The sequence below is a fragment of the Bradyrhizobium sp. UNPA324 genome, assembly GCF_006658635.1.
GTDB classification, from domain to species: Bacteria; Pseudomonadota; Alphaproteobacteria; order Rhizobiales; family Xanthobacteraceae; genus Bradyrhizobium; species Bradyrhizobium nanningense.
Window position 1 is genome coordinate 4756542 of sequence record NZ_LFJD01000004.1, and the last position, 22103, is coordinate 4778644.

Annotated in this window: 10 protein-coding genes; 5 read left to right on the top strand and 5 right to left on the bottom strand. The window is 61.4% G+C overall.

Annotated elements, in window-relative coordinates:
• Positions 1 to 160: 160 nt before the first annotated feature.
• Positions 161 to 10876, top strand: coding sequence for a VCBS domain-containing protein (locus UNPA324_RS22885; protein ID WP_181769484.1), 10716 nt, complete (start codon positions 161 to 163; stop codon positions 10874 to 10876).
• Positions 10877 to 11178: 302 nt separating this feature from the next.
• Here UNPA324_RS22885 and UNPA324_RS22890 read toward each other — a convergent pair whose 3' ends face one another.
• A complete protein-coding gene (locus UNPA324_RS22890; protein ID WP_128916517.1) occupies positions 11179 to 11442 on the bottom strand; it encodes a hypothetical protein in 264 nt (87 codons plus the stop codon).
• Between the two features lie 581 nt (positions 11443 to 12023).
• On the opposite strand from UNPA324_RS22890, the gene UNPA324_RS22895 reads away from it, so the two are divergent.
• Entirely contained in the window at positions 12024 to 12302 is a 279-nt protein-coding gene (locus UNPA324_RS22895) for a hypothetical protein (RefSeq protein ID WP_246667200.1), read from the top strand.
• Positions 12303 to 12480: 178 nt separating this feature from the next.
• Here UNPA324_RS22895 and UNPA324_RS22900 read toward each other — a convergent pair whose 3' ends face one another.
• A complete protein-coding gene (locus UNPA324_RS22900; RefSeq protein ID WP_128917147.1) occupies positions 12481 to 13218 on the bottom strand; it encodes a metallophosphoesterase family protein in 738 nt (245 codons plus the stop codon).
• Between the two features lie 613 nt (positions 13219 to 13831).
• On the opposite strand from UNPA324_RS22900, the gene UNPA324_RS22905 reads away from it, so the two are divergent.
• Entirely contained in the window at positions 13832 to 15262 is a 1431-nt protein-coding gene (locus tag UNPA324_RS22905; protein ID WP_128916519.1) for an undecaprenyl-phosphate glucose phosphotransferase, read from the top strand.
• A 42-nt stretch (positions 15263 to 15304) separates the two neighbouring features.
• On the opposite strand, the gene UNPA324_RS22910 is transcribed toward UNPA324_RS22905, so the two are convergent.
• The 3 genes from UNPA324_RS22910 to UNPA324_RS22920 form a co-directional block, all read right to left on the bottom strand.
• Complete coding sequence (locus UNPA324_RS22910) at positions 15305 to 15595, bottom strand: hypothetical protein (protein WP_128916520.1); 291 nt, start codon at positions 15593 to 15595, stop codon at positions 15305 to 15307.
• 501 nt (positions 15596 to 16096) lie between these two features.
• On the bottom strand, positions 16097 to 18328 hold the full coding sequence (locus UNPA324_RS22915) for a Wzz/FepE/Etk N-terminal domain-containing protein (protein ID WP_128916521.1): 2232 nt from the start codon (positions 18326 to 18328) through the stop codon (positions 16097 to 16099).
• Positions 18329 to 18359: 31 nt separating this feature from the next.
• On the bottom strand, positions 18360 to 18926 hold the full coding sequence (locus UNPA324_RS22920; protein ID WP_246667201.1) for a hypothetical protein: 567 nt from the start codon (positions 18924 to 18926) through the stop codon (positions 18360 to 18362).
• 613 nt (positions 18927 to 19539) lie between these two features.
• Here UNPA324_RS22920 and UNPA324_RS22925 point away from each other — a divergent pair.
• Positions 19540 to 20751, top strand: coding sequence for an acyltransferase family protein (locus tag UNPA324_RS22925; RefSeq protein ID WP_245471568.1), 1212 nt, complete (start codon positions 19540 to 19542; stop codon positions 20749 to 20751).
• A 7-nt stretch (positions 20752 to 20758) separates the two neighbouring features.
• Positions 20759 to 22096, top strand: a complete 1338-nt coding sequence (locus UNPA324_RS22930) for a hypothetical protein (protein WP_128916522.1) — start codon at positions 20759 to 20761, stop codon at positions 22094 to 22096.
• Positions 22097 to 22103 lie beyond the last annotated feature (7 nt).

The window sequence follows — 22103 nt, forward strand, 5'->3', positions numbered from 1 at the left end:
TACGGGAGGGGGCTCACCATGAGCGACCGCACGACGTCACGCGTCGCGTGCATATCGCGTTCCGCTTTCGACGATTGAAGATTCCTGCATCCGCACAACGCAAGCCGCTCCGCGCGCTCGCGAGCAATGCCTGTTGCCCTATCGAGAGAGATGAATCGCCATGATCATTAACGGCACCAATGCAAACGACCAGCTCACCGGCACCGGCTCGGCTGACATCATCAATGCAGGAAATGGCGACGATACCGTCGACGCCGGCGCGGGGAATGATCTGATACTGGGCGGCAATGGCAACGACACGGTGGATGGCGGCACCGGTAACGACATCATTCTCGGCGGCAACGGCAACGATACGCTGCTCGGCGGGGCGGGCAACGATCTGATTTCCGGTGACAACGGCGACGATATCATCGATGGCGGCGCCGGCACCGATATCGTCAGCGGCGGCAACGGCAATGACATCCTGATCTACCGCGTTTCCGAGAATGTGGGTTCTATCGATATCTACGACGGCGGCAAAGGCCAGGACACGCTCCGCCTCGTCGTCACGCAAGAGTTCGCGGACTCGGCCTCGTTCAGGTCCGATCTTGCGGCAATCCAGACCCTCATCGCGCGCTATGGCAGTGCGGACTACGCGTTCAGGAGCTTCAACCTGGCGATCGCCTCGATCGAGAAGGTCGAGGTCGTCATCGAAGGTGCGGTCAATCATGCGCCGGTCGCAGTCGCGGATATCATCTCCGTCAAGGAGGACTTGACGACGGTTGCCAACGGCAATCTGCTTGCAAACGACACGGACGTCGATGCCGGCGATACCCACATCGTGTCGGCCGTCGCGGGAGGCACGGACAACGGCACCACGATCACCGTCGTCGGCGCCTATGGAACGCTGGTCGTCACCAAGGCGAGCGGCGCCTACTCCTATGCGCTCAACAATTCCAGCGCGTCGGTGCAAGGGCTCGCCGAAGGCCAGCAGGTGACGGAGCAGTTCACCTACACGAATGCCGACAACCACGGCGGAACGGGATCTTCGACGCTCACGGTGACAATTACCGGCAGCAACGACGCGGCCACGATCGCGGTGTCGGGGAGCCAGGACATCTCGGTGACCGAGGCCGGGAGCGTCGCCGGCGATCCCAGCGCGTCGGGCCAGCTTGCGGTGCAGGACGTCGACAACGGCCAAGACCATTTCGCGGTCCCGGCCTCGCTGGCCGGCACCTACGGCAACTTCACCTTCAATGCGGCGTCGGGCGCCTGGACCTATACGCTCGATCCGCTGAAGTCGGATTCGCTTGTCGCAGGACAGCATGTCACCGATACCCTGACGGTCGCTTCAGTCGACGGCACTGCCACCCACGATATCGTGGTGAACATCACGGGCGCCAACGACGCAGCAATGATCGGAAATCCCGTCCAGCATGACGTCACCGAGGACGGCGCCCTGGCGGCGGCCGGCACGCTGTCGATCAACGACGTCGACCAGAACCAGAATTCGTTCCAGACCGCCGTCGTCTCGGCGCCCGGCAATCTCGGGACGCTGACGATCGGCGCCGACGGCGCCTACAGCTATTCGGTCGCCAACGACCTCGTTCAGTATCTCGGCCAGGGCGAGACCCGCGACGAGACCTTCACCGTCAAGGCTCTGGACGGCACGGCCAAGGACGTGACGTTCACGATCCACGGTGTCAACGATGCCGCCGATATCGGCGGCCCCGCGCAGCATGATGTCACCGAGGACGGCACGCTCACGGCGTCCGGGCAATTGTCCATCAGCGATGCCGACCAGAACCAGAGCGCGTTTCAGACCAGCGTCGTGTCGGCGAACGGCAATCTCGGTTCTCTCAGCCTTGCTGTGGACGGCAGCTATACCTATTCGGTCGCGAACGCCACCACTCAGTATCTGAGTGCGACGGAGACCAAGGTCGACACGTTCACCGTCAAATCCCTGGATGGAACCTCGAAGGACATCAGCTTCACGATCCACGGCGCGCAGGATGCGCCAGATCTTACGGTCGGCAGCAGCACGTCGGGCGCGAGTGATTCGTCCATTCCTCTGTCGATTTCCGCCACGCTGATCGACACCAGCAGCACATTGCTGGTCAAGATCACCGGCCTGCCATCCGGCTTCACGCTGAATTACGGGGCCGCGATCGACGAAGGCGTCTGGGGGCTGTCGGCCGCCGATCTGGTGCATGCGGACCTCGCACTGATTCCGGATCCCGCCGTTCTGCCCGGTTCGTTCACGCTTCAGGTCACGGCGATCTCGAATGACGGCCTCCATCAGGCGAGCAGCGCGATCTTGAACATCGCGGTTGATATTTCGGCCGGCGCGAACGTTCAGGTCGGTCAACTTCTCGACGGCTATATCGCAGGCGCGACTGTCTTCGCTGATGCGGACAACGATGGCGTACTCGATGCCGACGAGGCCCATACGACGACGAATGCCGACGGAAGCTTTTCGCTCGTGGGCGGCACAGGTACGCTCGTCAGCATCGGCGGCACAGACCTGTCGACCGGCCTTGCAATAACCGGCGTGCTGAAGGCGCCGGCCGGATCGACTGTCATCACGCCGCTCACCACGCTGATCACGGCGCTGGTGGATTCAACGGCCAACGATCCCACGCCGCTGAGCGCGGCGGACGCGGAAAGCGCGATCAAGACGGCGTTCGGTCTCAGTGCCGGTATCGACTTGAAGACGTTCGATCCGGTAGAAGCGGTCGTCAATGGAACCGATGCGACGGCCATTGCCGCTGCGACCACGGTCTTGTCGGCCGCGATTCAGGTCCAGAGCACCATTGCGCAGGTGTCGGCGGTAGGCGGCTCGCCGGATGCAGTGGTCGCGGCCATTGCAGAGGTGATCATCGACGCACCCGCAACTGCGATCAACCTGAGCGCAACCTCGACCGTGTCGGCCGTGATTACCGGTGCGATCGCCAACGTCGACCAGACGACTCTCGACGCCGTCACCAACGTCGTCTCGGCGGCCAACGTCAGCATCCAATCGGCAACGACTCTCACCGAACTGGCGCAGGCCGGGCAGGTCGCACAGGGCGCGGCCGCCGATCAGCTCGCCAACACCGACTTCGGCAATCCAACCGAGGTGACCCAGCTCCAGCAGGCTTTTGTCACCGACCTCAACACCAAGGTGACGACCGCCGTGGTCGGCGACGTCGACGGCGCCCAGCTCGGCACGCTCGGCGACAACGTGCTCGCTGGCGGCAATGGCAGCGACTCGATCGACGGACTCGACGGTAACGACCGCGTCAGCGGCGGCGCCAGCAACGATTTCCTTTATGGCGGTGCTGGCAAGGACTATCTGACGGGTGGTGACGGCAACGACCTTCTCGACGGTGGCCAGGGCTTCGACCGCGCCGTCTATACCGACGCAACGGGCGGAGTCACGATCAATCTCGCGGCGGGAACGGCGTCCGGCGCAGGCGTGGGGACAGACACGCTCGTCAACATCGAAGCCGCCATCGGCAGCGATTTTGACGATACGTTCAACGGGGCCGGCTTCACCGGCGATGCGCATGTCCCGGGTAGCCCGGTCGGGTACAACGAGTTCGAAGGCAAAGGCGGCGACGACACCATCATCAGCAACACCAACAGCCAGGGCGCCGAGCTGACGCGCGTCTCCTATGTCAGCGCGACCGGGGCGGTGACGGTGGATCTCGCCGCGGGGTATGCCCAGGGTGATGCATCGGTGGGCCACGACACCCTCGTCGGTTCCGGCTTCAACGGCGTCTGGGGCTCCGCCTACAACGACACGATTCTGGGCAGCAACAATCCGATGTTCACCGCCGAGGTGTATGCGGGCTTTGCGGGCAACGACTACATCGACGGCCGCGGTGGCTATGACCGCGTGGACTACAACGTCGATCCCAACACCACGACGGGGATTACGGTCAATCTCGCCGCCGGATTCGTGACCGGCGATTCGACCGTCGGAACGGACACGTTGCGCGGGATCGAAGCGATCCGTGGCACTAACTTCGCTGACACTTACAATGCCGCTGGTTTCGGCTCGGGCAGCGTCAATCCCGGCTCCAACGGGACGTTCAACGAGTTCACCGGCAACGGCGGCGACGACACCATCACCGGCAACGGCTTCACGCGGCTCGGTTTCAACAACGCGACCGCCGGTGTCCACGTCGACTTCGTCACCGGCGTTGCCACCGGCGATTCATCCGTCGGCACCGATCATTTTACCGGCGTCAACGCCGTCCAGGCATCGATGTTCGACGACACGCTGCTCGGCGGCGCGACCAACGATACCTTTACCGGCCTTGCCGGCAACGATTATATCGACGGCCGCGGCGGCTTCGACGTCTCGTCCTACAACAACATCTTTTTCATCACGGGAAGCATCACCGTCAATATGGCGGCCGGCATGGTCACCGGAGATGCGTCGAACGGCTCGGACACGCTTCGTTCGATCGAGGGTATTCAGGGCACCAACTTCAACGATACCTATGATGCGACCGGTTACGGTGTGACCGGGGCCAATACCGGCAACAACGGCACTTTCAACCAGTTCGAAGGCCTCGGTGGCGACGACCTCGTCACCGGTAACGGCAACACGCGCCTCATTTTCGCCAATGCGACCGGCGGGGTGACAATCAATCTCGCGGGCGGCAGCGCGACCGGCGATGCTTCGGTCGGGCACGATACGTTCAGCGGGGTGAACAGCGCGACCGGCAGCGGTTTCGACGACGTTTATGACGCAACGGGTTTCACCGGTCTCAACGCGAACTTCAACTCATTCCAGGGCAATGCCGGAAATGACATCATCTCCGGCAATGGCAATACGCAAATCCAGTATGGCAACGCGACCGGCGGTGTGAGCATCAATCTCACCGCGGGTACGGCCGACGGCGACGGCTCGGTTGGCCACGATACCATCACCGGTGGCGTGTTCAACGTCCTGGGCTCCAACTTCAACGACACCATCATCGGCAGCGCCGGCAACGACGGCCTCTCCGGCAGCGTCGGCAACGACATTCTGGACGGTCGTGCCGGCAACGACTTCCTCAGCGGTGGCGGCGGCACAGACACCTTTGTCTATGCGACCGGCGGCGGCTTCGACTTCATCCAGGACTTCGTTCATGGCCAGGACCAGATCGACCTGACCGGCGTCTACGGCATCTTCAGTCTTGCCGATCTGCAATCGCACACGGTTCAGAACGGCTCCAATACCGTCATCACGTTCGATTCGGGTGACGGCCTCACGCTTCAGAACGTCAATCTGAGCAGCTTGACGGCCAGCGATTTCCTGTTCGGCACGCCGGCTGCACCGATCGTCGGTGACGACAACGCGAACGACCTCGTCGGCACGGCCAATGCCGAATCCATCAGCGGTCTCGGCGGCAACGACCGCTTGCAGGGTCTCGGCGGCAGCGACCTCCTGGATGGCGGCCAGGGCTTCGACCGCGCCATCTATACGGATGCGACCGGCGGCATTGCCGTCAACCTCGCAGCCGGCACCGCCTCGGGACCTGGCGTCGGGACGGACACGCTCGTCAACATCGAAGGGGTGGTCGGCAGCAACTATGCGGACACGTTCAATGCAGCCGGGTTTACCGGCTCGACCGGTCTGCCCGGTGTGGCCGCCGGTCAGAGCGAGTTTGAAGGGCGTGGCGGCGACGACATTGTGATCGGCGATGTCAACGCTCTCGGGCAGATCGTCACCCGGCTGTCGTATCTGGGAGCCACCAGTGCGGTCACCGTCGACATTGGCGCGGGGACCGCGGATGGCGACGCCTCCGTCGGCCACGACAGCTTCTCCAACGTCTCGACGATCTGGGGATCGGCCTACAACGACACGCTCTATGGCAGCGATAATGCGGCCTTCACTTACGAGACCTATGAGGGGCGCGGCGGCGACGACTATATCGATGGCCGCGGTGGCTACGACCAGGTCACCTACAATTCGGATACGACGACCACGTCGGGCATCTATGTTCACCTCGCCGCGGGCATCGTGAACGGCGATGCGACGGTCGGCACCGATACGATTCGCAGCGTGGAGGCCGCCCGCGGCACCAATTTCGACGACACGTTCGACGCGACCGGGTTCGGTGGGGCCGGGGCGACCAATGTCGGGTCCTCCGGCACCTTCAACGACTTCGCCGGCGCCGGCGGCAACGACACCATCATCGGCAACGGCTTCACCCGCCTGAACTACCAGATCGCGGCTTCGAGCGTCAGCGTCGACCTCGAGACCAGCGCTGTCGGGACCACCAATGCGGTCACGGTTGCCGGAAGCGCCACCGGCGCAACCGAGGGCACCGATACCTTCACCGGCGTCAACGCTGTGCAGGGCTCAACGTTCTCCGACACGCTGCTGGGCAGCAGCTTTAACAACAACTTCACCGGTCTTGGCGGCGACGACTATATCGACGGCCGCGGCGGCTTCGACGTTGCCGTCTACAACAGCCTCAGCACAGTCACGAGTGGCGTCACAGTCGACATGGCGGCAGGCACGGCGACCGGCGACGCGTCGATCGGCACCGACGCGCTGCGCTCGATCGAGGGCATTCAGGGCACGGGTTATGCCGACACCTATGTGGCAGCGGGCTTCAACGGGGGCAGCGCCAATGCCGGCTCGTTCGGCGATTTTAACCAGTTTGAAGGCCTGGGCGGTGATGACCAGATCACCGGCAACGGCAACACACGACTGCTCTACTCGAATGCCACCAGCGGCGTCACGGTCAGCCTGAACGCCGGTTCGATAACGGGGGACGTGTCCGTCGGGCACGATACCTTCACGGGCGTCAACAGCGTCTATGGCAGCAATTCTGCCGACGTGTACGATGCAACAGGCTTTATCGGGTTCAATTCCTTCCAGGGCCTTGCCGGCAACGATGTTATCACCGGCAACGGTAGCACGCAGCTGCTGTTCGCCAACGCAACCGGTGGCGTTGTCGTCGATCTCGCCAGCGGCACCGTCAATGGAGATGCCTCGGTCGGGCATGACGCCATCACCGGCGGCGTGAACAGCGTGTCCGGATCGGGCTTCAACGATACGCTGAAGGGGGGCAACGGTGCCGACAATCTGTTCGGTAACGGCGGAGCCGACACCTTTGTTTATGTGAGCGGCGGCGGCGCCGATTTCATCGGCGACTTCTCGCATGCGCAAGCCGACAAGATCGACCTATCGGGCGTCGCAGGCATCTACAACCTCGCTGACGTCCAGGCGATCGCCTCGCAGCAGGGACTGAATACGTTCATCAACTTCGGCAATGGCGATAGCCTGACGCTGCAGAACGTTGATCCGTCGAACCTCACGGCTGCGGATTTCATCTTCGCGCCTGGCGTTCACCTGATCGGCGATGCCGGCGCGAATACGCTGGTCGGGACCGCCTACGCCGACAGCCTGAGCGGCCTAGCCGGTAACGATCGCCTGAAGGGCCTCGATGGCAACGATTTGCTCGATGGCGGCCTCGGCTTCGACCGCGCCGACTATACCGCTGCAACGGGAGGCATTACCGCAAATCTCGCGGCAGGCTCCGTGACAGGTCCAGGGGTCGGCACCGATACGCTCGTGAACATCGAGGGCATCGTGGGCAGCGACTACGCCGACACGTTCAACGCGACCGGCTTTGCGGGCGATACCAGCATTGCCGGCACCAATGTGGGCTTCAACGAGTTCGAGGGCCGCGGAGGGAACGACACCATCACGGGAGCAATGAACAGCCTGGGTGCGCTGCTGACACGCATCTCTTATGGCAGCGCGACGGGCAGCGTGACCGTCGATTTGGCGGCCCATTCGGCGACCGGAGATAGCTCGGTCGGCACCGACACTCTGATAGGCTCGGGCTTTGCGGGTGTCGTCGGTTCTGGATTTGCCGACCAGCTGCTCGGCAGCACCAATGGTCCCGGCACCGTGGAGATCTTTGAAGGCCGGGCCGGGAACGACTTCATCGACGGCCGGGCTGGCTTCGACCGGGCCGACTACGCGCTCGATCCGGCTGCCGTGGGCGGGATCAACGTTCAGCTGGCCTCGGGAATCGTGACGGGTGATACTTCCACGGTCGGCACCGACACGCTTCGATCGATTGAATCCGTGCGCGGATCAAACGACGTCGATACGTTCAACGCCACCGGCTTCGGTTCGGGCAGCACCAATGCCGGGTCAAACGGCACCTTCAACGAATTCATCGGCATGGGAGGCAACGACAGCATCACAGGTAACGGCAACACCCGTATTGCGTTCACGAACGCGACCGGGGCCGTGGTCGTTGACCTGCAAACTGGCGCGACGCCCGGCACAGGAACCGCAAGCGGTGACGCATCCACGGGCCTCGACACGTTTAGCGGCGTCAACGCCGTGATGGCCTCGATGTACAACGACACCATCCGCGGCAGCAATATCACCACGGCTACAGAGACGTTCACCGGCCTTGCCGGCGACGACTTCATCGATGGCCGCGGTGGCTTCGACATCATCAGCTACAACAACCTCTACTTCTCGACCGGCCCGGTCACCATCAACTTCACGGCGGGCACCGCGACCGGTGACGCTTCGATCGGCAACGATACGTTCCGCGGCATCGAGGGTGCCCAGGGCACCACGTTCAATGACGTCTTCACCTCCACGAATTTCGGCGCCGCCGGCTTCCAGAACGGTGCCGTTTACAACGTGGGCAACAGCGGTAATTTCAATCAGTTCGAAGGCCTCGCCGGCAACGATACGATCACCGGCAACGGCAACACCCGTATCATCTATTCCAGCGCGATCGATGCCGTGACGATCAACCTGCAGGCGGGGACTGCGACCGGCGGCGGCTCCATCGGCACCGACACCTATGCCGGCGTCAACAGTGCGGCCGGCAGCAACCTGAACGACACTTACAATGCCGCAGGCTTCACCGGTGTGACCTCGGCCGGGTCGTTCGGCACCTTCAACCTGTTCGAGGGCCTCCTCGGCAACGACACCATCACCGGTAACGGCAATACGCGGGTCTCGTATTCTCAGGCGAGCGGAGGCGGAGTTTCCGTCGACCTTTCGACGGGAATTGTGAGCGGCGCAGCGGGTGCCGATGTCATCACGGGTGGCGTCAACAGCGTGCAGGGTTCGAACCAGGCCGACACGTTGGTCGGTGGCTCCAATAACGAGTTCTTCTTCGGCGGCGGCGGCGGCGACACGATCAACGCGGGTGGTGGCAACGATGGCATCACCGGTCAGGGCGGCGACGATGTGATCGACGGTGGCACCGGCACCGACATGGTGACCTTCTCCGGCACGCAATCGCAGTACACCGTCGCGACGGCAGGAACGATCCAGGTTCAAGATAATGTTGCGGGCCGTGACGGCGCCGACATTCTGGCCAACGTCGAAGTGCTGCAGTTCAGCGATGCCATCATGCTGCTGTCCTCGGGCGCTTCGGGAAGTCCGATCGACCTCTCGACGCAGCAGCTTTCTGGCGCTGCCCCCGTGATCGGAACGGCTGGAGACGACTACCTTCGCGTCGGAGCCAATATCTTCGGACACGTGATCAATCTGGGAGGGGGGACGGGAGATACCGTCCTGCTCAATGGCATCTTTGGTAACGGTTACACGCTCAATCTCGCAGGTGTCGAAAATCTTGTCGGCAACGGCAACGACGAGTTCGTCAACCTCACGACGAACGCCAACGGACTGGTCGTCGACCTCGGTGGCGGCAATGATCAGCTCAGTCTCGCGGGCGGCGCCAACACGCTGAGCCTGATTGGTGTCGAGGGAATCAGCGGATCCGATTTCGGTGCGGCGCCGGGCGTCAACGACGTGCTCACCTTGTCGACGACGGTCGCGGGCCTGAACATCAGCCTCGGCAACGGCGACAACACGATGAACCTCGCTGCCGGCGCCAACTCGTTCGTGAACATCTACGATGTCAACCACGTGAACGGCACGGCGAGCGACGACACCCTGACCGTCACCGGTGCGATCGCGGCGGCCAACGGCGTCGCGATCGACCTCGGCAATGGCGATGATACGATCGTCCTCGACGGAAACTTCGCTGCCTTTGCCGCAACGGGTATCGAACACATCAACGGCAATTCGGGCGACAATTCGCTCAGCTTGACGAACAACGTCGCCGGCATCACCATCGATTTGGGCGGTGGAAACGACTTCGTGTCGCTCGCCAACGGCGTCAATTCGCTCAGCATCAGTGGCGTCGAAAACCTCAACGGCAGCGACTTTACCGGCAATCTCAATCCGTCGGACGATACGGTCACGCTGCTGAACACAGTGTCCGGCGTAACGGTCAATCTCGGAGAGGGAACGGCCAACGTCCTCAATCTCGCCGCAGGCAGCAATTCGCTCGACAATCTGTGGAACGTGAATCTGCTCAACGGCAGCTCGTCCGACGACACACTGACGCTGCAGGGCAGCCCGGCGAACGTGATCGATCTCGGCGACGGCAACGACACGCTGAACTTCAACGCGAATGTCTACGGCGTGACCGTGACCAACGTCGAGACCATCAATGCCGCCGCTAATTTCGACCTGATCACGATCGGCAACTCGTCGGGCAATACCACCATCACTGCCGGCGCGGGCGCGGACGAGATCTTCGCCAGCGCAGGTCATGACAACTTCCGTTTCGTCGGCACCGCAGATTCCGCCGCCGGTGCTGCCGACACCATCCACAATTTCGATGCGAACAATGATAGCTTCACGTTCTCGGGCATCAGCGTCGCCGGCGGTCACATCGAGTATGTGGATGGTGCACCTTTGCTCGGCGGTAACCAGGCTTCAGCCCACCTGCAGAATTTCGGGCCGGGTAACGACTATCTCCAGATCGATATCGATGGCGACGGAACGAGTGACATGGACGTGAGCCTGCAAAATGCGGGCGGCACGCTGCACAATAGCAACTTCTTGATAGCCTAGCGGCTCATCGGCCTTGGAGGTTCCGGTCCATCTGGCTCCGGTACCTGCGTCCCGCGAGCTGCGACCGCCGAAGCGCCTCCAATTGGGCCATCGAAGGACTTCTGGGAGCGCCCATGGATAACGGAAGGGGAAAGCGCGCAGGCTTCGGGCGGCCGGAACAATTTGGCCTTCCCGGCCTTGGAGCCCAAACGCGTGGCGCTTTTGAGGGCCGCGGCCGATGGCCTCTCTCAAACAAACCTGCCGCCCCCCGTTGGCCGGTAGGGCGGCAGTTGTTAGTCGAGCTCAGCTCAGCGCAGTCGCATTTACCGGACGTACCAATATCCCCACCAGCGCTGGGATACGGGCCGTGCCTGCGCCTTCATGGCGGCGACTTCCTCTACCGGACGAAGCTGGGGACCATAGATCGCGGGCGGGTAGACATCATCCCACAGCACAAGGCCGCCTTGGACGACGGCGGCCCGGTGTGACGGAGCAAGCGCGAGCTCGGCGGCCGGCGCAACCGAGACCGTTACGGCGAGGCCAAGAGCGGCCAGGGCAATGGATGGAATAAGGGCGCGGAAGGTCATTGGATTTGAATCCCTCTGAAATGCGATGCGAAATAATGCGACGGGTTCCGGTCGGTTGCAAGGCCGTGGGCTGGCCGGTTGACCCGAATCTTCCGGTGCGAGGGAAGGCGCGTCAGGCTTGCCCGACTGCAACGGTGTTGGAGGGTGGGGGGCGCGAGGACATCTCTCTATATAGAGTGCTTCTCATGGAAGAATCTTGATCGTTGCGATCGATGCACGCGAGACTACGCTGGATGCACGCGAGAGGTCAGGCATGAACAATCTTTCGGCGTCCAGGGTCGGCAAGAATCATGATGTCGACACACTGCTCGCTCTTGATAAGTCCTGGACTATCCAAGGCACCTCCCATGACTTCTGCATTCGTCTCCGCTTTCATTTTCAGCGCTGGTCTCATCTTGGGCTACGCGTTGCGGGCTTGGCGCGTCCAACGAAGTCCTGCGAACTCATCCCGTGGCGCCTCGCGCCGAAGGACTGGGCCGACTCCGACCTCAACGTTCGGCCACGCCCGACGAGCCTTTTAGGCAACGTCCGATGCGCTGGCAGGACGCGGGATCTCACGGATACGAATGGGGCATGACGAGATGAGCGAACCCAAGAGGGACGCGCCCCGGCGCTACATCGTGGATGGCGCGGGACAACGTGTGCTTGTCGGGCTGACGATCTCGGAGACGGTCGAGTTCGAAGCCCTCGATAATCCAAGCGCCCGCCATGGCGCCGACTTGCTTGTCGAGGCGCACCGTGTCCGTCAGGACAGGCATGGCGAACGTTGGCTGGAACTCTACGTCAAGCACGAGCGAGCCTGGAACGATTGGATGGCCGCAACGCGTGCGCGGCTGGAGAAGCCCTGCTTGCTCAACTAAAGCATGATCCGGAGAAGTGCGAAGCGGTTTTCCGGAAAGATCGTGCGCAAACAACGACCGAAAGCGCGATGATGATTCCTCCAAATCTCATCGCGCTTTAGAGTCTGATCAGGAAATGTGAGCAGCAGCCTTCCGAGGCGCGCCAGCTTCGGCAGGCTGATGGCAAGCCGCCGTCACCTCACACTGCGAGCATGCGGCTGCCCTGGATACTCATCAGGGTAAGGTTGCCGGTCGCATAGGCACCGGTGTCGATGTTGACCCGGTTCGCCAGGAATTCGGCGCTGCGGACCGGCGTGTGACCATGCACGATATATTTGCCGAACTGTTCCTCGCTCCGCAGGAATTCTTCGCGAATCCAGAGCAGATCGCGCTCGGTCTGCTCGGCAAGTGGAACGCCCGGGCGAACGCCGGCGTGAACGAAGAAGAAGTCCCCGCAACTGAAGCTCAGCCGCAGATTGTCGAGGAATTCCAGATGTTCGGTGGGCATTGCCCGAATCAAATCGCGCATGATCGATGCGGGCTCGTCGCGCTTCAGGTCCGGCGGGGCGAGCCCGTAGGACATCAACGTCTGGGCCCCGCCGACGGCAATCCAATCTTCGAACAGTGAAGGATCCTCAAACACCCTCACAAGAAATTCCTCGTGGTTTCCCTTGAGGAAAACCGCGTTTCCCCGACGGCTCCGTTCGACCAGGACGTCGAGAGTGGCGCGCGTATCCGGGCCGCGATCGATGTAATCGCCCATGAAGACCTCGACCGCATAGCGCGGCCGGCTGCGGGTAACGTCGGCGTCGATCACCCGCAACATGGGCTCGAGCAGATGCGCGCATCCGTGAATATCGGAGATCGCATAGATGCGGACTCCCTCCGGCAATTGCGGTTTGGGAAGGGTCGGGCGTGGTCGGGCGAGAGATATCATGGCGCTCAATCGACGGGTGGTTGAAAAATTTCCCCAAGTCGCCGGCACCGGAGAACTTCCATCCAACACGAACAACGTGAATTCGGTGAGGGAGCGTTCCTGTTCTCCGGCTCGATCACGCCAAAAGAAGGGCGCGGCATTTTTTGCCGACCTGGTTATGCGACGGGCGGCGCGAATGATCGGTCCGCATGATTGCATTGCTGCGTGCGAGAGTGCGGCAAAGTTGCATGCCTGAGCCAATTTTTCAGACGCACGCCTAGATGGAAATCCATCGAAATTCTCGCAACTGACTCGTTTCGCCTCCTCGCGGGGACTCGCTTCGCCTGAAAGATGAGCGATGGGCGCTCGCGCGACGATCACGCATCGCGCTGGATGTGGAACTTGATTCAAAATAGGGCAACGCGTTCGCTCATATGTCATCACTGTGACCACATTTTCGGCGCGACCAATTTCGCTGCGCATTTCAACGCGGCGCATGATCCTTGCGCCGCAAAAGTTTTGCGTGCAGCGCCACAATGTCGCTGCGATCAACCAACACTTTCCGTGCGGGGAAGTGACGAGTCTTCAGCATCACGATGAGCGTCAGGCACTCTCTCGATAGGCAGAGGTTCGAATGGCTGTTGCAACTTATGGTTCTGAAAACGCTCACACGCTGTCGTCGACGCGCGGTGGCTCTCTTCAGAGGCCGTTTCAGATCGTCGTCATGGCTGCTGACTTTCTGCTGATCCTGTTGAGCTATGCCGCCGGGGCTTCGCTGTACGGCGCGGCCGTCGCTTCGCCCACAGATGGCGCTTCGCTGGGAGCCGGATTGTTTGTCGGCGCGGTGTTCGTGGCTGTCGCCTATTTTCGCGACGTCTATGCCACGCACCGTTTGCTCAACATCGTCTGGCAGCTTCGAAAGGCGGTGCTTATCTGGCTGACGTCGCTGACGATCCTTGCCGTTGCGGCCTTCTTGCTGAAATCGACGGATAATCTATCCCGCGGCACGGTCATCGTGTTCGCTGTGATCGGCGGACTTGGTTTGATCAGCCTCCGTTTCCTCTGGCAGGCGGTGTTCGGCACGAGCTTTGCGAGAAGCCGGCTGGTCGACCGCAAGGTGGTCCTGCTCAGCCTCAAGCCGCTCGACTTCACTTCGAGCCGCTTCAAGGATCTGCGGAGGAATGGCTTCGACGTGATGCGCCATTTCGTGCTCGGAGCCGATCAGGATGACGGCCATTGGGAGCGGCAGATTCGTGACGTAATCCGTCAGTCGCGTTCGGCCGACGTCGACGAATATCTGCTTGCGATCGACTGGAACGAATTGCCGATGCTTCGCAAGCTGGGGCCATACTTGCGCGCCGTCCCGCAGCCTATACGCCTGCTGCCTGACGACCCGGTCGCGGATCTCGTGGCCCGTCCATTTCTGCCGGTCAGTGGAACCGTAGCGGTCGAAATCCAGCGGCCGCCTCTCACCATTCTCGAGCGGTTGCAAAAGCGCTGTCTCGACATTGGCGTGGCCTTGTTCGCACTCGTGATGCTGACGCCGTTGCTGCTGACCGTTGCCATGCTGATCAAGCTGGACTCCCCGGGAACCGTCATATTCCGGCAATCACGCCGCGGCTTCAACGGCAGGCCGTTCGAGATCTGGAAGTTCAGAACCATGACCGTTTGCGAGAACGGTGAGACGATTGCCCAGGCGACCAAGCGGGATGCCCGGGTCACCAAGATCGGGCGCTTCCTTCGCATGACGAGCATTGACGAACTGCCGCAGCTCTGGAACGTGCTGCGCGGGGATATGTCGCTGGTCGGGCCGCGCCCGCATGCGCTGGCCCATGACAATTATTATGACGAGCTGATCAGCAAGTACGTTTACCGGCACCACATGAAACCGGGCCTGACGGGCTGGGCTCAGGTGAACGGGTTCAGAGGGGAGACGCCGACGATCGATCTGATGGAAAAGCGGGTCGAGTACGACGTCTGGTACGTCAGCAATTGGAGTATCTGGCTCGACCTCAAGATCATGGCCCGCACGGCGTCGGCGGTGATGTTCCAGGAAGCCTACTGACCGCTCAATGTCCCGTTGATCTGAAGCGGCAGGCGCTGGAGCTCAGGTTCCATCTCGCGACGACCTGCCGAAGAGCCGCATGATCGCATCCCGCAAGGCGAGCAACGGCGGCACGAGTACGAAGAAAGCCCCCATCGCAACGGAAACGATGACATGGCGAATCGAGAAAGGTTCGTCCTGCTCGATTTCCCGTCGGCTCGGATCGATGGGCGCGGGTGAGAGCGTCGGCGCCGCCATCGGCTGCCGGCGCGCCTTGCGTGGAGGAACCACGATCAACACGAACAGGATGTTGAGCAGCACCCAAATAGTCAAAATCGTCAGGACGATCAGCATTCCGAGCCCGCCGGAAAAGAACTGCAAATATAAGCCGAGGTTAGCCCCAGGGAACCCAAAAAGAAAGATGCCCAAGGTTTCGGCATTTTGAGGCCTCAAGGACCGGATTGTCTCGTCTTATCGATGGATGGCTGCCAATTGGCGTACTGTCTTAGCCATCACCGGCTTCGTCAATCCTTGCTTTTGGCTAGAGCAAGAACTGCAAGTTGTGGATTCCGGGCGAATACGGAGGCCTGAGCAAGGTCTGAGTGGTTTGGTGCAATCTTCGGTCCCGTAAACGAAGGCGCGTTCGATCGCCTTCACGCGACAATTCCGCAAAGCACGAGAAAAGGCCCGCTGCCAACGGCAACGGGCCCGAAATCGTTCAAGTTCGGTTGGCGTGGCGCTGCGCGCCTCCAGTCTAAAGCGCGAAGAGATTTGGATGAATCGTCATCGCGCCTTAGTTTATTGTTTGCGCATGATCTTTCCGGAAAACCGCTTCGCACTTTTCCGGATCATGCTTTAGGCGTGCTCGACGTAATAGCTGTTGTGGTGCTTGCCCTTATACGCCTCGATACGCTTGAGCATCTTCGGGTTGGCGCGGTTGAGCACGGCACCGAGGAGCTTCTTCTGGAGGACTTCCGACCCGGAAACCGACTCCTGAAGAGCGCTTCGTGTCGTCTGCCCCCATTCGATCACGTAGACCATGGCGTCGATCAGGAGGCTGACAGCCTTCGAGTCCGCCACCGGCATCACCGGGGCAAGGTCGATCACGATGTACTCGTAGTGCTCTCGCAGCACCTTGAGCAACTCGGCCATCGCCTTCGATCCAATGACGTCGGCCGAATTGACCATGCGGGACGCCACGACGGAGGGCAGGAAATCCAGGCCCGTCTCTTTGCTTCGCTGCACATGGTAGCCGAGGCTCGCCGGATCGCTCAGAGCCTCGACCAATCCGCTCTTGGCGTTGGGTGCGAGCTCCCGGGTGAGCGAGCGCGTGTGCAGATCGCCGTCGATCAGGACCGTGCGATGTCCGGTGAGGGCGATCAACTGTGCGAAGTTGGCCGCCACCGTCGTTTTTCCTTCCTTGGGAAGGGAAGACACGATGCCAATCACCTTGATCTCGCGGGTCAGGCGCGCAACATCGATCGACACCTTGATGTTGCGCAACGTCTCGGCGAACCGCGAGAACGGATGATCGACGACGTAGCGGGACAGATCGGCTGAGCTTGTTTTGGCCGACGTCGAAAGCAAGGCGCCGGTCGTCGTTGGCGGACGAATGTCGGGCAGGACCCCGAGACACTTGACGCCAAGCTCCTCCTCGACCTCGCCGGGGGTCCGCAGGACGTCGCTGAGCAGTTCACGCCCGAATGCGATACCGAAGCCGAGGCAGAGACCGCCTACCAGGCCTCCCACCAGCGCCAGCACCGTGCGCGGCGAGCTCTTGCGATCCGGGTTGGTGGCGGTGCTGATCAGGCGTGCCTCGCTGAGCGGAAAGCTCTGATTCTGCGTCGCGCTCTGCAGCTTCTCGAGGAAGTTGTTGTAGAGGTTGCGGTAAGTGTCCGCGGCGCTTTCAAGATCGCGCAGCTTGACTTCGGCCTGGCCGGTGTGGCCGGCCTGGGCGACGAGCTCCTTCACGTTCTTCTCGAGCGAGGCTTCTCGGCTCTTCGCGATCTCATAGTCGCTGCGATAGGCGTCTCCGATCCGATGTAGCTCGTCGGCGATGTTCTTGCGCAGCTCCTCCATCTTGTTGGCCAGATTGACCGCAGCAAGATGTTGCTTGCCATAGCGCCTCGACCAGTCGGCATATTGGGCCTGAAGGTCGAGATATTGGGCGCGGAGGCGGGTGATGACCGAGTTGTTGAGAGCGTCGGTCACCGTCGACTGTGCGACGTCCTGATCCGAAATCGCGGTGATCCGGTCGAGCCGGGCCTTGGCTTCGGCCGTCGCCGCACGCGCTTGAACCAGCTGGGTGTTGAGGTCCGACAATTGCTGTTCGGACATCAGGCCGCGGCTGGTTCCGACGATATTGTGCTCGGCCTTGAAGGTTTGTACGGCGCGGTCGCTGGCCGTAGCCTGCTCGCTCAGCTCGATGCTGCGCTGCTGAAGCCACTCGGTCGCCCGCTTGGTGGATTCATATTTGGCTTCCAGGGCGCCGACCAGGTAGGCCTTGGCGATGGCGTTGGCGATCTTGGCGGCCTTGTCTGGGCTCCGCGCGCGATAGTTCAACGACAAGACATACGTCGTCAGGACGCGTTCCGTCCTCAGGTTCTTCTGAACCTGCTCCACCACCGCATGCTCGAGACGATCCTGGGACGCCGGTTCGCCGGAGCCAAACAGCGACATGACTTTGCCGAGGACGATGGACAGCAGGCCCGGATCGGAGCCATTGAACTCCGGATCGTCCGTCAGCTTCAGCCGACGAACGACCGAAAGAATCAGGTCGTCCGAATTGATGACCTCGACCTGGCTGTCGACGTAGCCGGTGTCGATGAGGGCGCTGTTGGCGTTGCTGTCCTTGTCCAGCACCTGCGCCTGACGCGTATCCATCATGATGCGGGCGTTCGCCGTGTACATGGGTTGCGCCAGAACCAGATAGACGACCACCAGGGCCAGCGCAGCTCCGGTGCACGCCGCGATGATCGGCCACTGCCGGCGCAGGACGTCGGCCACGCGCTCGAAGCTGAGGACCGCTCCGCCAAACTCGATGCCAAATCGGTGTCCCGACTGGAAATGTTCTCTGGGTTGGTACATTGTCTAATTCGCTGCCTCTGACGATCGCTGATCAGTTCGGAAGGGGGACGGGTTTGAAAGGATTGGCCAGCTTGGTCTTCCATTCGCCGTCGAGCAGCGCCCCACCCCGGGACGGTTGCGTCGGGCCTTTGTCTTGCGCTTGAGCCTGGACGCCGGAGGCGTCGTCTCCCGCGGCGGAATAACCTGCTTGCACGTTGAGATCGCCAATCCGCTGCACGAAATCCTTGATCTTGCGTGCAGCGTCCGGCTTCGTCGACGTGCATCGCCCTTCGGCAATGCGCAGCGCGGCGCCGATGGAGGACCGATCGGTCGAAGCCGATGCGGAGATCAGTGTCTGCACGGACGGCAACACCGACGTAGTCGTGGCGATATAGGTGGAGAGCCGATATCTCAGCTTCTCCTTGTCATTGCGCAGTCGCTCCAGCAGCGAGGAGGGCGACTTGACGAACGTGTCGAGCTCGAGCTGCGAGGCACGATCTGTAAATTCGACGCACTGAGCGCGGCAAGCATCGATGCTCGACACGGTCAAGGCAAAGCTCGCCAAGACGATCGTTAGCCATCGTGGCCTTGCATGACGACGTGTCAGTCCGCAGCCCATCCGTATCCCTTGCTCCTTGTTGCATTAGGAGAACACGCGAAACCTGGCAGGTAACTGTGTCAATTTTTGTGCGACGCAAAAGAGGAGTCCATGTCGTCGATTGCAACCGCTGCGTTGTCGTTTCCCAATCGGTTGCAAAATGACGATATGCAATGCCTGCGAGATCGGCATGCTCGCGCCCAAGAATGTTGCAACTTGAAAACATATGAGGCGTCTTCCATCCGGCGCCGCCGGTCGCGTCGCAAAACCGACACAAGTCGCCGGGCGAGACATTAGTTCCCGCCGTGAAGAATTATTGGTGCGACATGCATGACCACCTGCACGCGGATAAATCAGCGCCGTTGCGTTCGGCTTGACCGCAACAGCGCCGAATTTCGCGCACACTTTGCACGCAAATACCCGCCATCATCGCGCCCGAATTGATTTGCGCGCCGACGCACGGCGGTCTCAAGCAAAAAGTGGCGTGAACTTGGCGCTCGCATGTCCGAACGAACTGCGAGCGTTGAAATTATCGTCGATCGTCATGCGTCGAATGCGAGTCCGCCATCGCGGAGATTGAACGCGCGCGAGTCCTGATACACACTGCTGCGGTGCAATAGCTGGGAATGTTGATGTGACGGAGTTGGTTCATCGTGAGAAGGCGCATGTCCTGCCGCTCGACAGTATCCGGGGCATTGCTGCGACATCGGTGGTGATTCACCATCTCCTGCTGATGCCGACGTTCCTCGCTGCGTTCCCGCACAATGCGTGGATCAACTGCTCGTTCTTCAGAAGCTCCTGGCTGCTGGTCGATCTGTTCTTCGTTCTCAGCGGGATGGTCATGTCGCTCAGCTACGTCGAGAGCGACTTCGGGCGTTTCTCGCTGCGTGAGTTCATGGTGCGGCGCCTGGCGAGGGTCTATCCGCTGCACATCGTCGTGCTGATGGCAAATCTGTTGTTTCGCCTGCTGCGTATCAGCCTGGTCATGACGGGTGTCGTTGTGGCCGCGCCGGCGGCCTTCGAAGTGAACAACGCCTATTCCTTCGGTCTCAACGTCCTGCTGCTGCATTCGATGGGGTTCATCGACTATCTCAGCTGGAACGCGCCGAGCTGGAGCATCAGCGTCGAGTTCTACACTTATCTGGTGTTCGGCCTGATCGTCCTCTTTGCCCAGCGCATGCGTTCCCTGTTGTGGTTCTACGTCCTCTGCGGCGCGCTCGCGGTCGGAAGCCTGGTCTTCATCATCTTCGTGCTCGACAAGAGGAGCCTCGGGCTTCAGACCGACTTCGGTATCCTCCGCTGCTTCGTCAGCTTCTTTCTGGGCGTGTTGACCGTCAGGATCGTTGATCGCCTGCCGGCCAAGCCGGGCCCTGCCGTGCAGGGCGCGCTGCAATTCGTCGCCATGATAGCCAGCATCGTGCTGGTGTCCTTGGCGGAGTCCAGTCCTGCCTCAACCTTCCTCGCGCCCGTGACGTTTGCGATCTTCCTCGGCAGCCTATTGGCCTTTCCGGATGCGCTGCTGGTGCCGCGGATCCTGGTGGCTGGGCCGCTGGTCTGGCTCGGGAAACGTTCCTACTCGATCTATATGGTGCACGCCCTCGTGGTGCTGCTCGCTGAATATTTCGTACGGGCGGTGGGGGCAGGGCGGATCGCCGCGCTGGATTCGGTCTGGACGGGCCTGCCGGCGACGCTGAACCTCGTGGTCTCGCTGGCCGCCGTCCTGGCGGTGTCTCACTTCACTTATCTCTACGTCGAAATTCCCGGCGGCAAGTTCATGCGAAATGCACTCGGAAGCCGCCGGGATTTCGCGCGCTCTCCCGCGCGGTCGGCGCGGCTGACGAACTGAGCCGGACATGACGATCTCTGCGCTGCATCGACCCCAGATGACGCTGATCAGCCTCAACATCGAGGCCATCGCGCTCGCGGTCTATCTGATCCGCGACGCCTTCGGCGGCGTGATCCGCTATTACACCAGCATCTATCACATGAATGCGCTCTGGTACGTGCCAGACGCCGTTGCGCTTCTGTGCCTCGTCCAGTTCTTTGTCCATTGTATCCTGCGCAATCGCAGCACCCTGGCCCTGCTGGTGTTGGTGCAGATCATGCTGTCGCTCGTGCTCGGCTATTTCATGCTGGGTACGGTCAACGCAGCGGTCTCGTCGTTCAAGATGATGCTGCCGGTGTTCGTCGGATTCTGCTTCTGCGATTCGAGCCTCGGCTCATACCGAAAGCTTCTGTCGGTCATTGCCGTGACCTTCTACCTGTCCGTGATCGGTGTTTTCCTGACGAAATTCTACCTGATGCCTTGGGTCGGCTACAAATACGAGTCCTTCGGCGCGGTACGCGAGGCCGGCCGGTTGTGGTGGGCTTATGGCGGCGACGACCAGCGCCTCATGGGTTTTGCGGCCGACAACACCATGGCCGCCTTCTTCATCCTGGTGTCGTTCGCGATCACGTCCATTCGCATGAGCACCACGTGGTGTCTCCTGTTCGGCTCCATCGCGATCTATGCCATCAAGCTGACCACGAGCAAGACGACTATGATTGTCCTCGTGCTCTACTTGATTCTGCTGGTGTTCGTGCGGATGCTGCCGGAGAAGTCGCGCTTTCCTGCCATCCGGACCATCGCGCTGTGGTCTTTCGCCTCGATCTTCGTGCCGTTCTTCATGATCGTGGTCGCTTCCGGTACCGCCGCGGTGCCGCACTCGACGCTGTTCAGCATCGTCGATCGCATCAACAACAGCTGGCAAAAGCCGTTCATCTACCTGACCCAGCTCATGCCGGTCGGCCTCGTGACTGGCTGCGGTGCGGGTTGCTTCAACTATCCGCAACAGCTGTTCTCGCCGCTCGCGTCTTTTTGGGTGCCCGTCGACAATTTCTACATCGGGACCTATTTGATGTTCGGTCTCCCGTTCGCCGCATTCATGGTGATGGTGTTCCGGGCGACATTCGGAGCGACCGACGTCTACAAGCTGACGCTGATCTTCGTCGTCAACCTTTTCACGATCACGGTGCTGAATTACGGCCCGGCGTCTGGCCTCCTGATCATCGCATTGAGCTTCAGCGAGGTGTTCTCGCGCCGTACAGCGTCCGCACGGGCGGGCGACACCGTGCCGATTGTCTTGCGGCAGCCCATGCCGTCATTGGAAGGCTTCCGCCCGGATATACCGGCGGCGAGCGGAAGCAGGTGAGAACGAA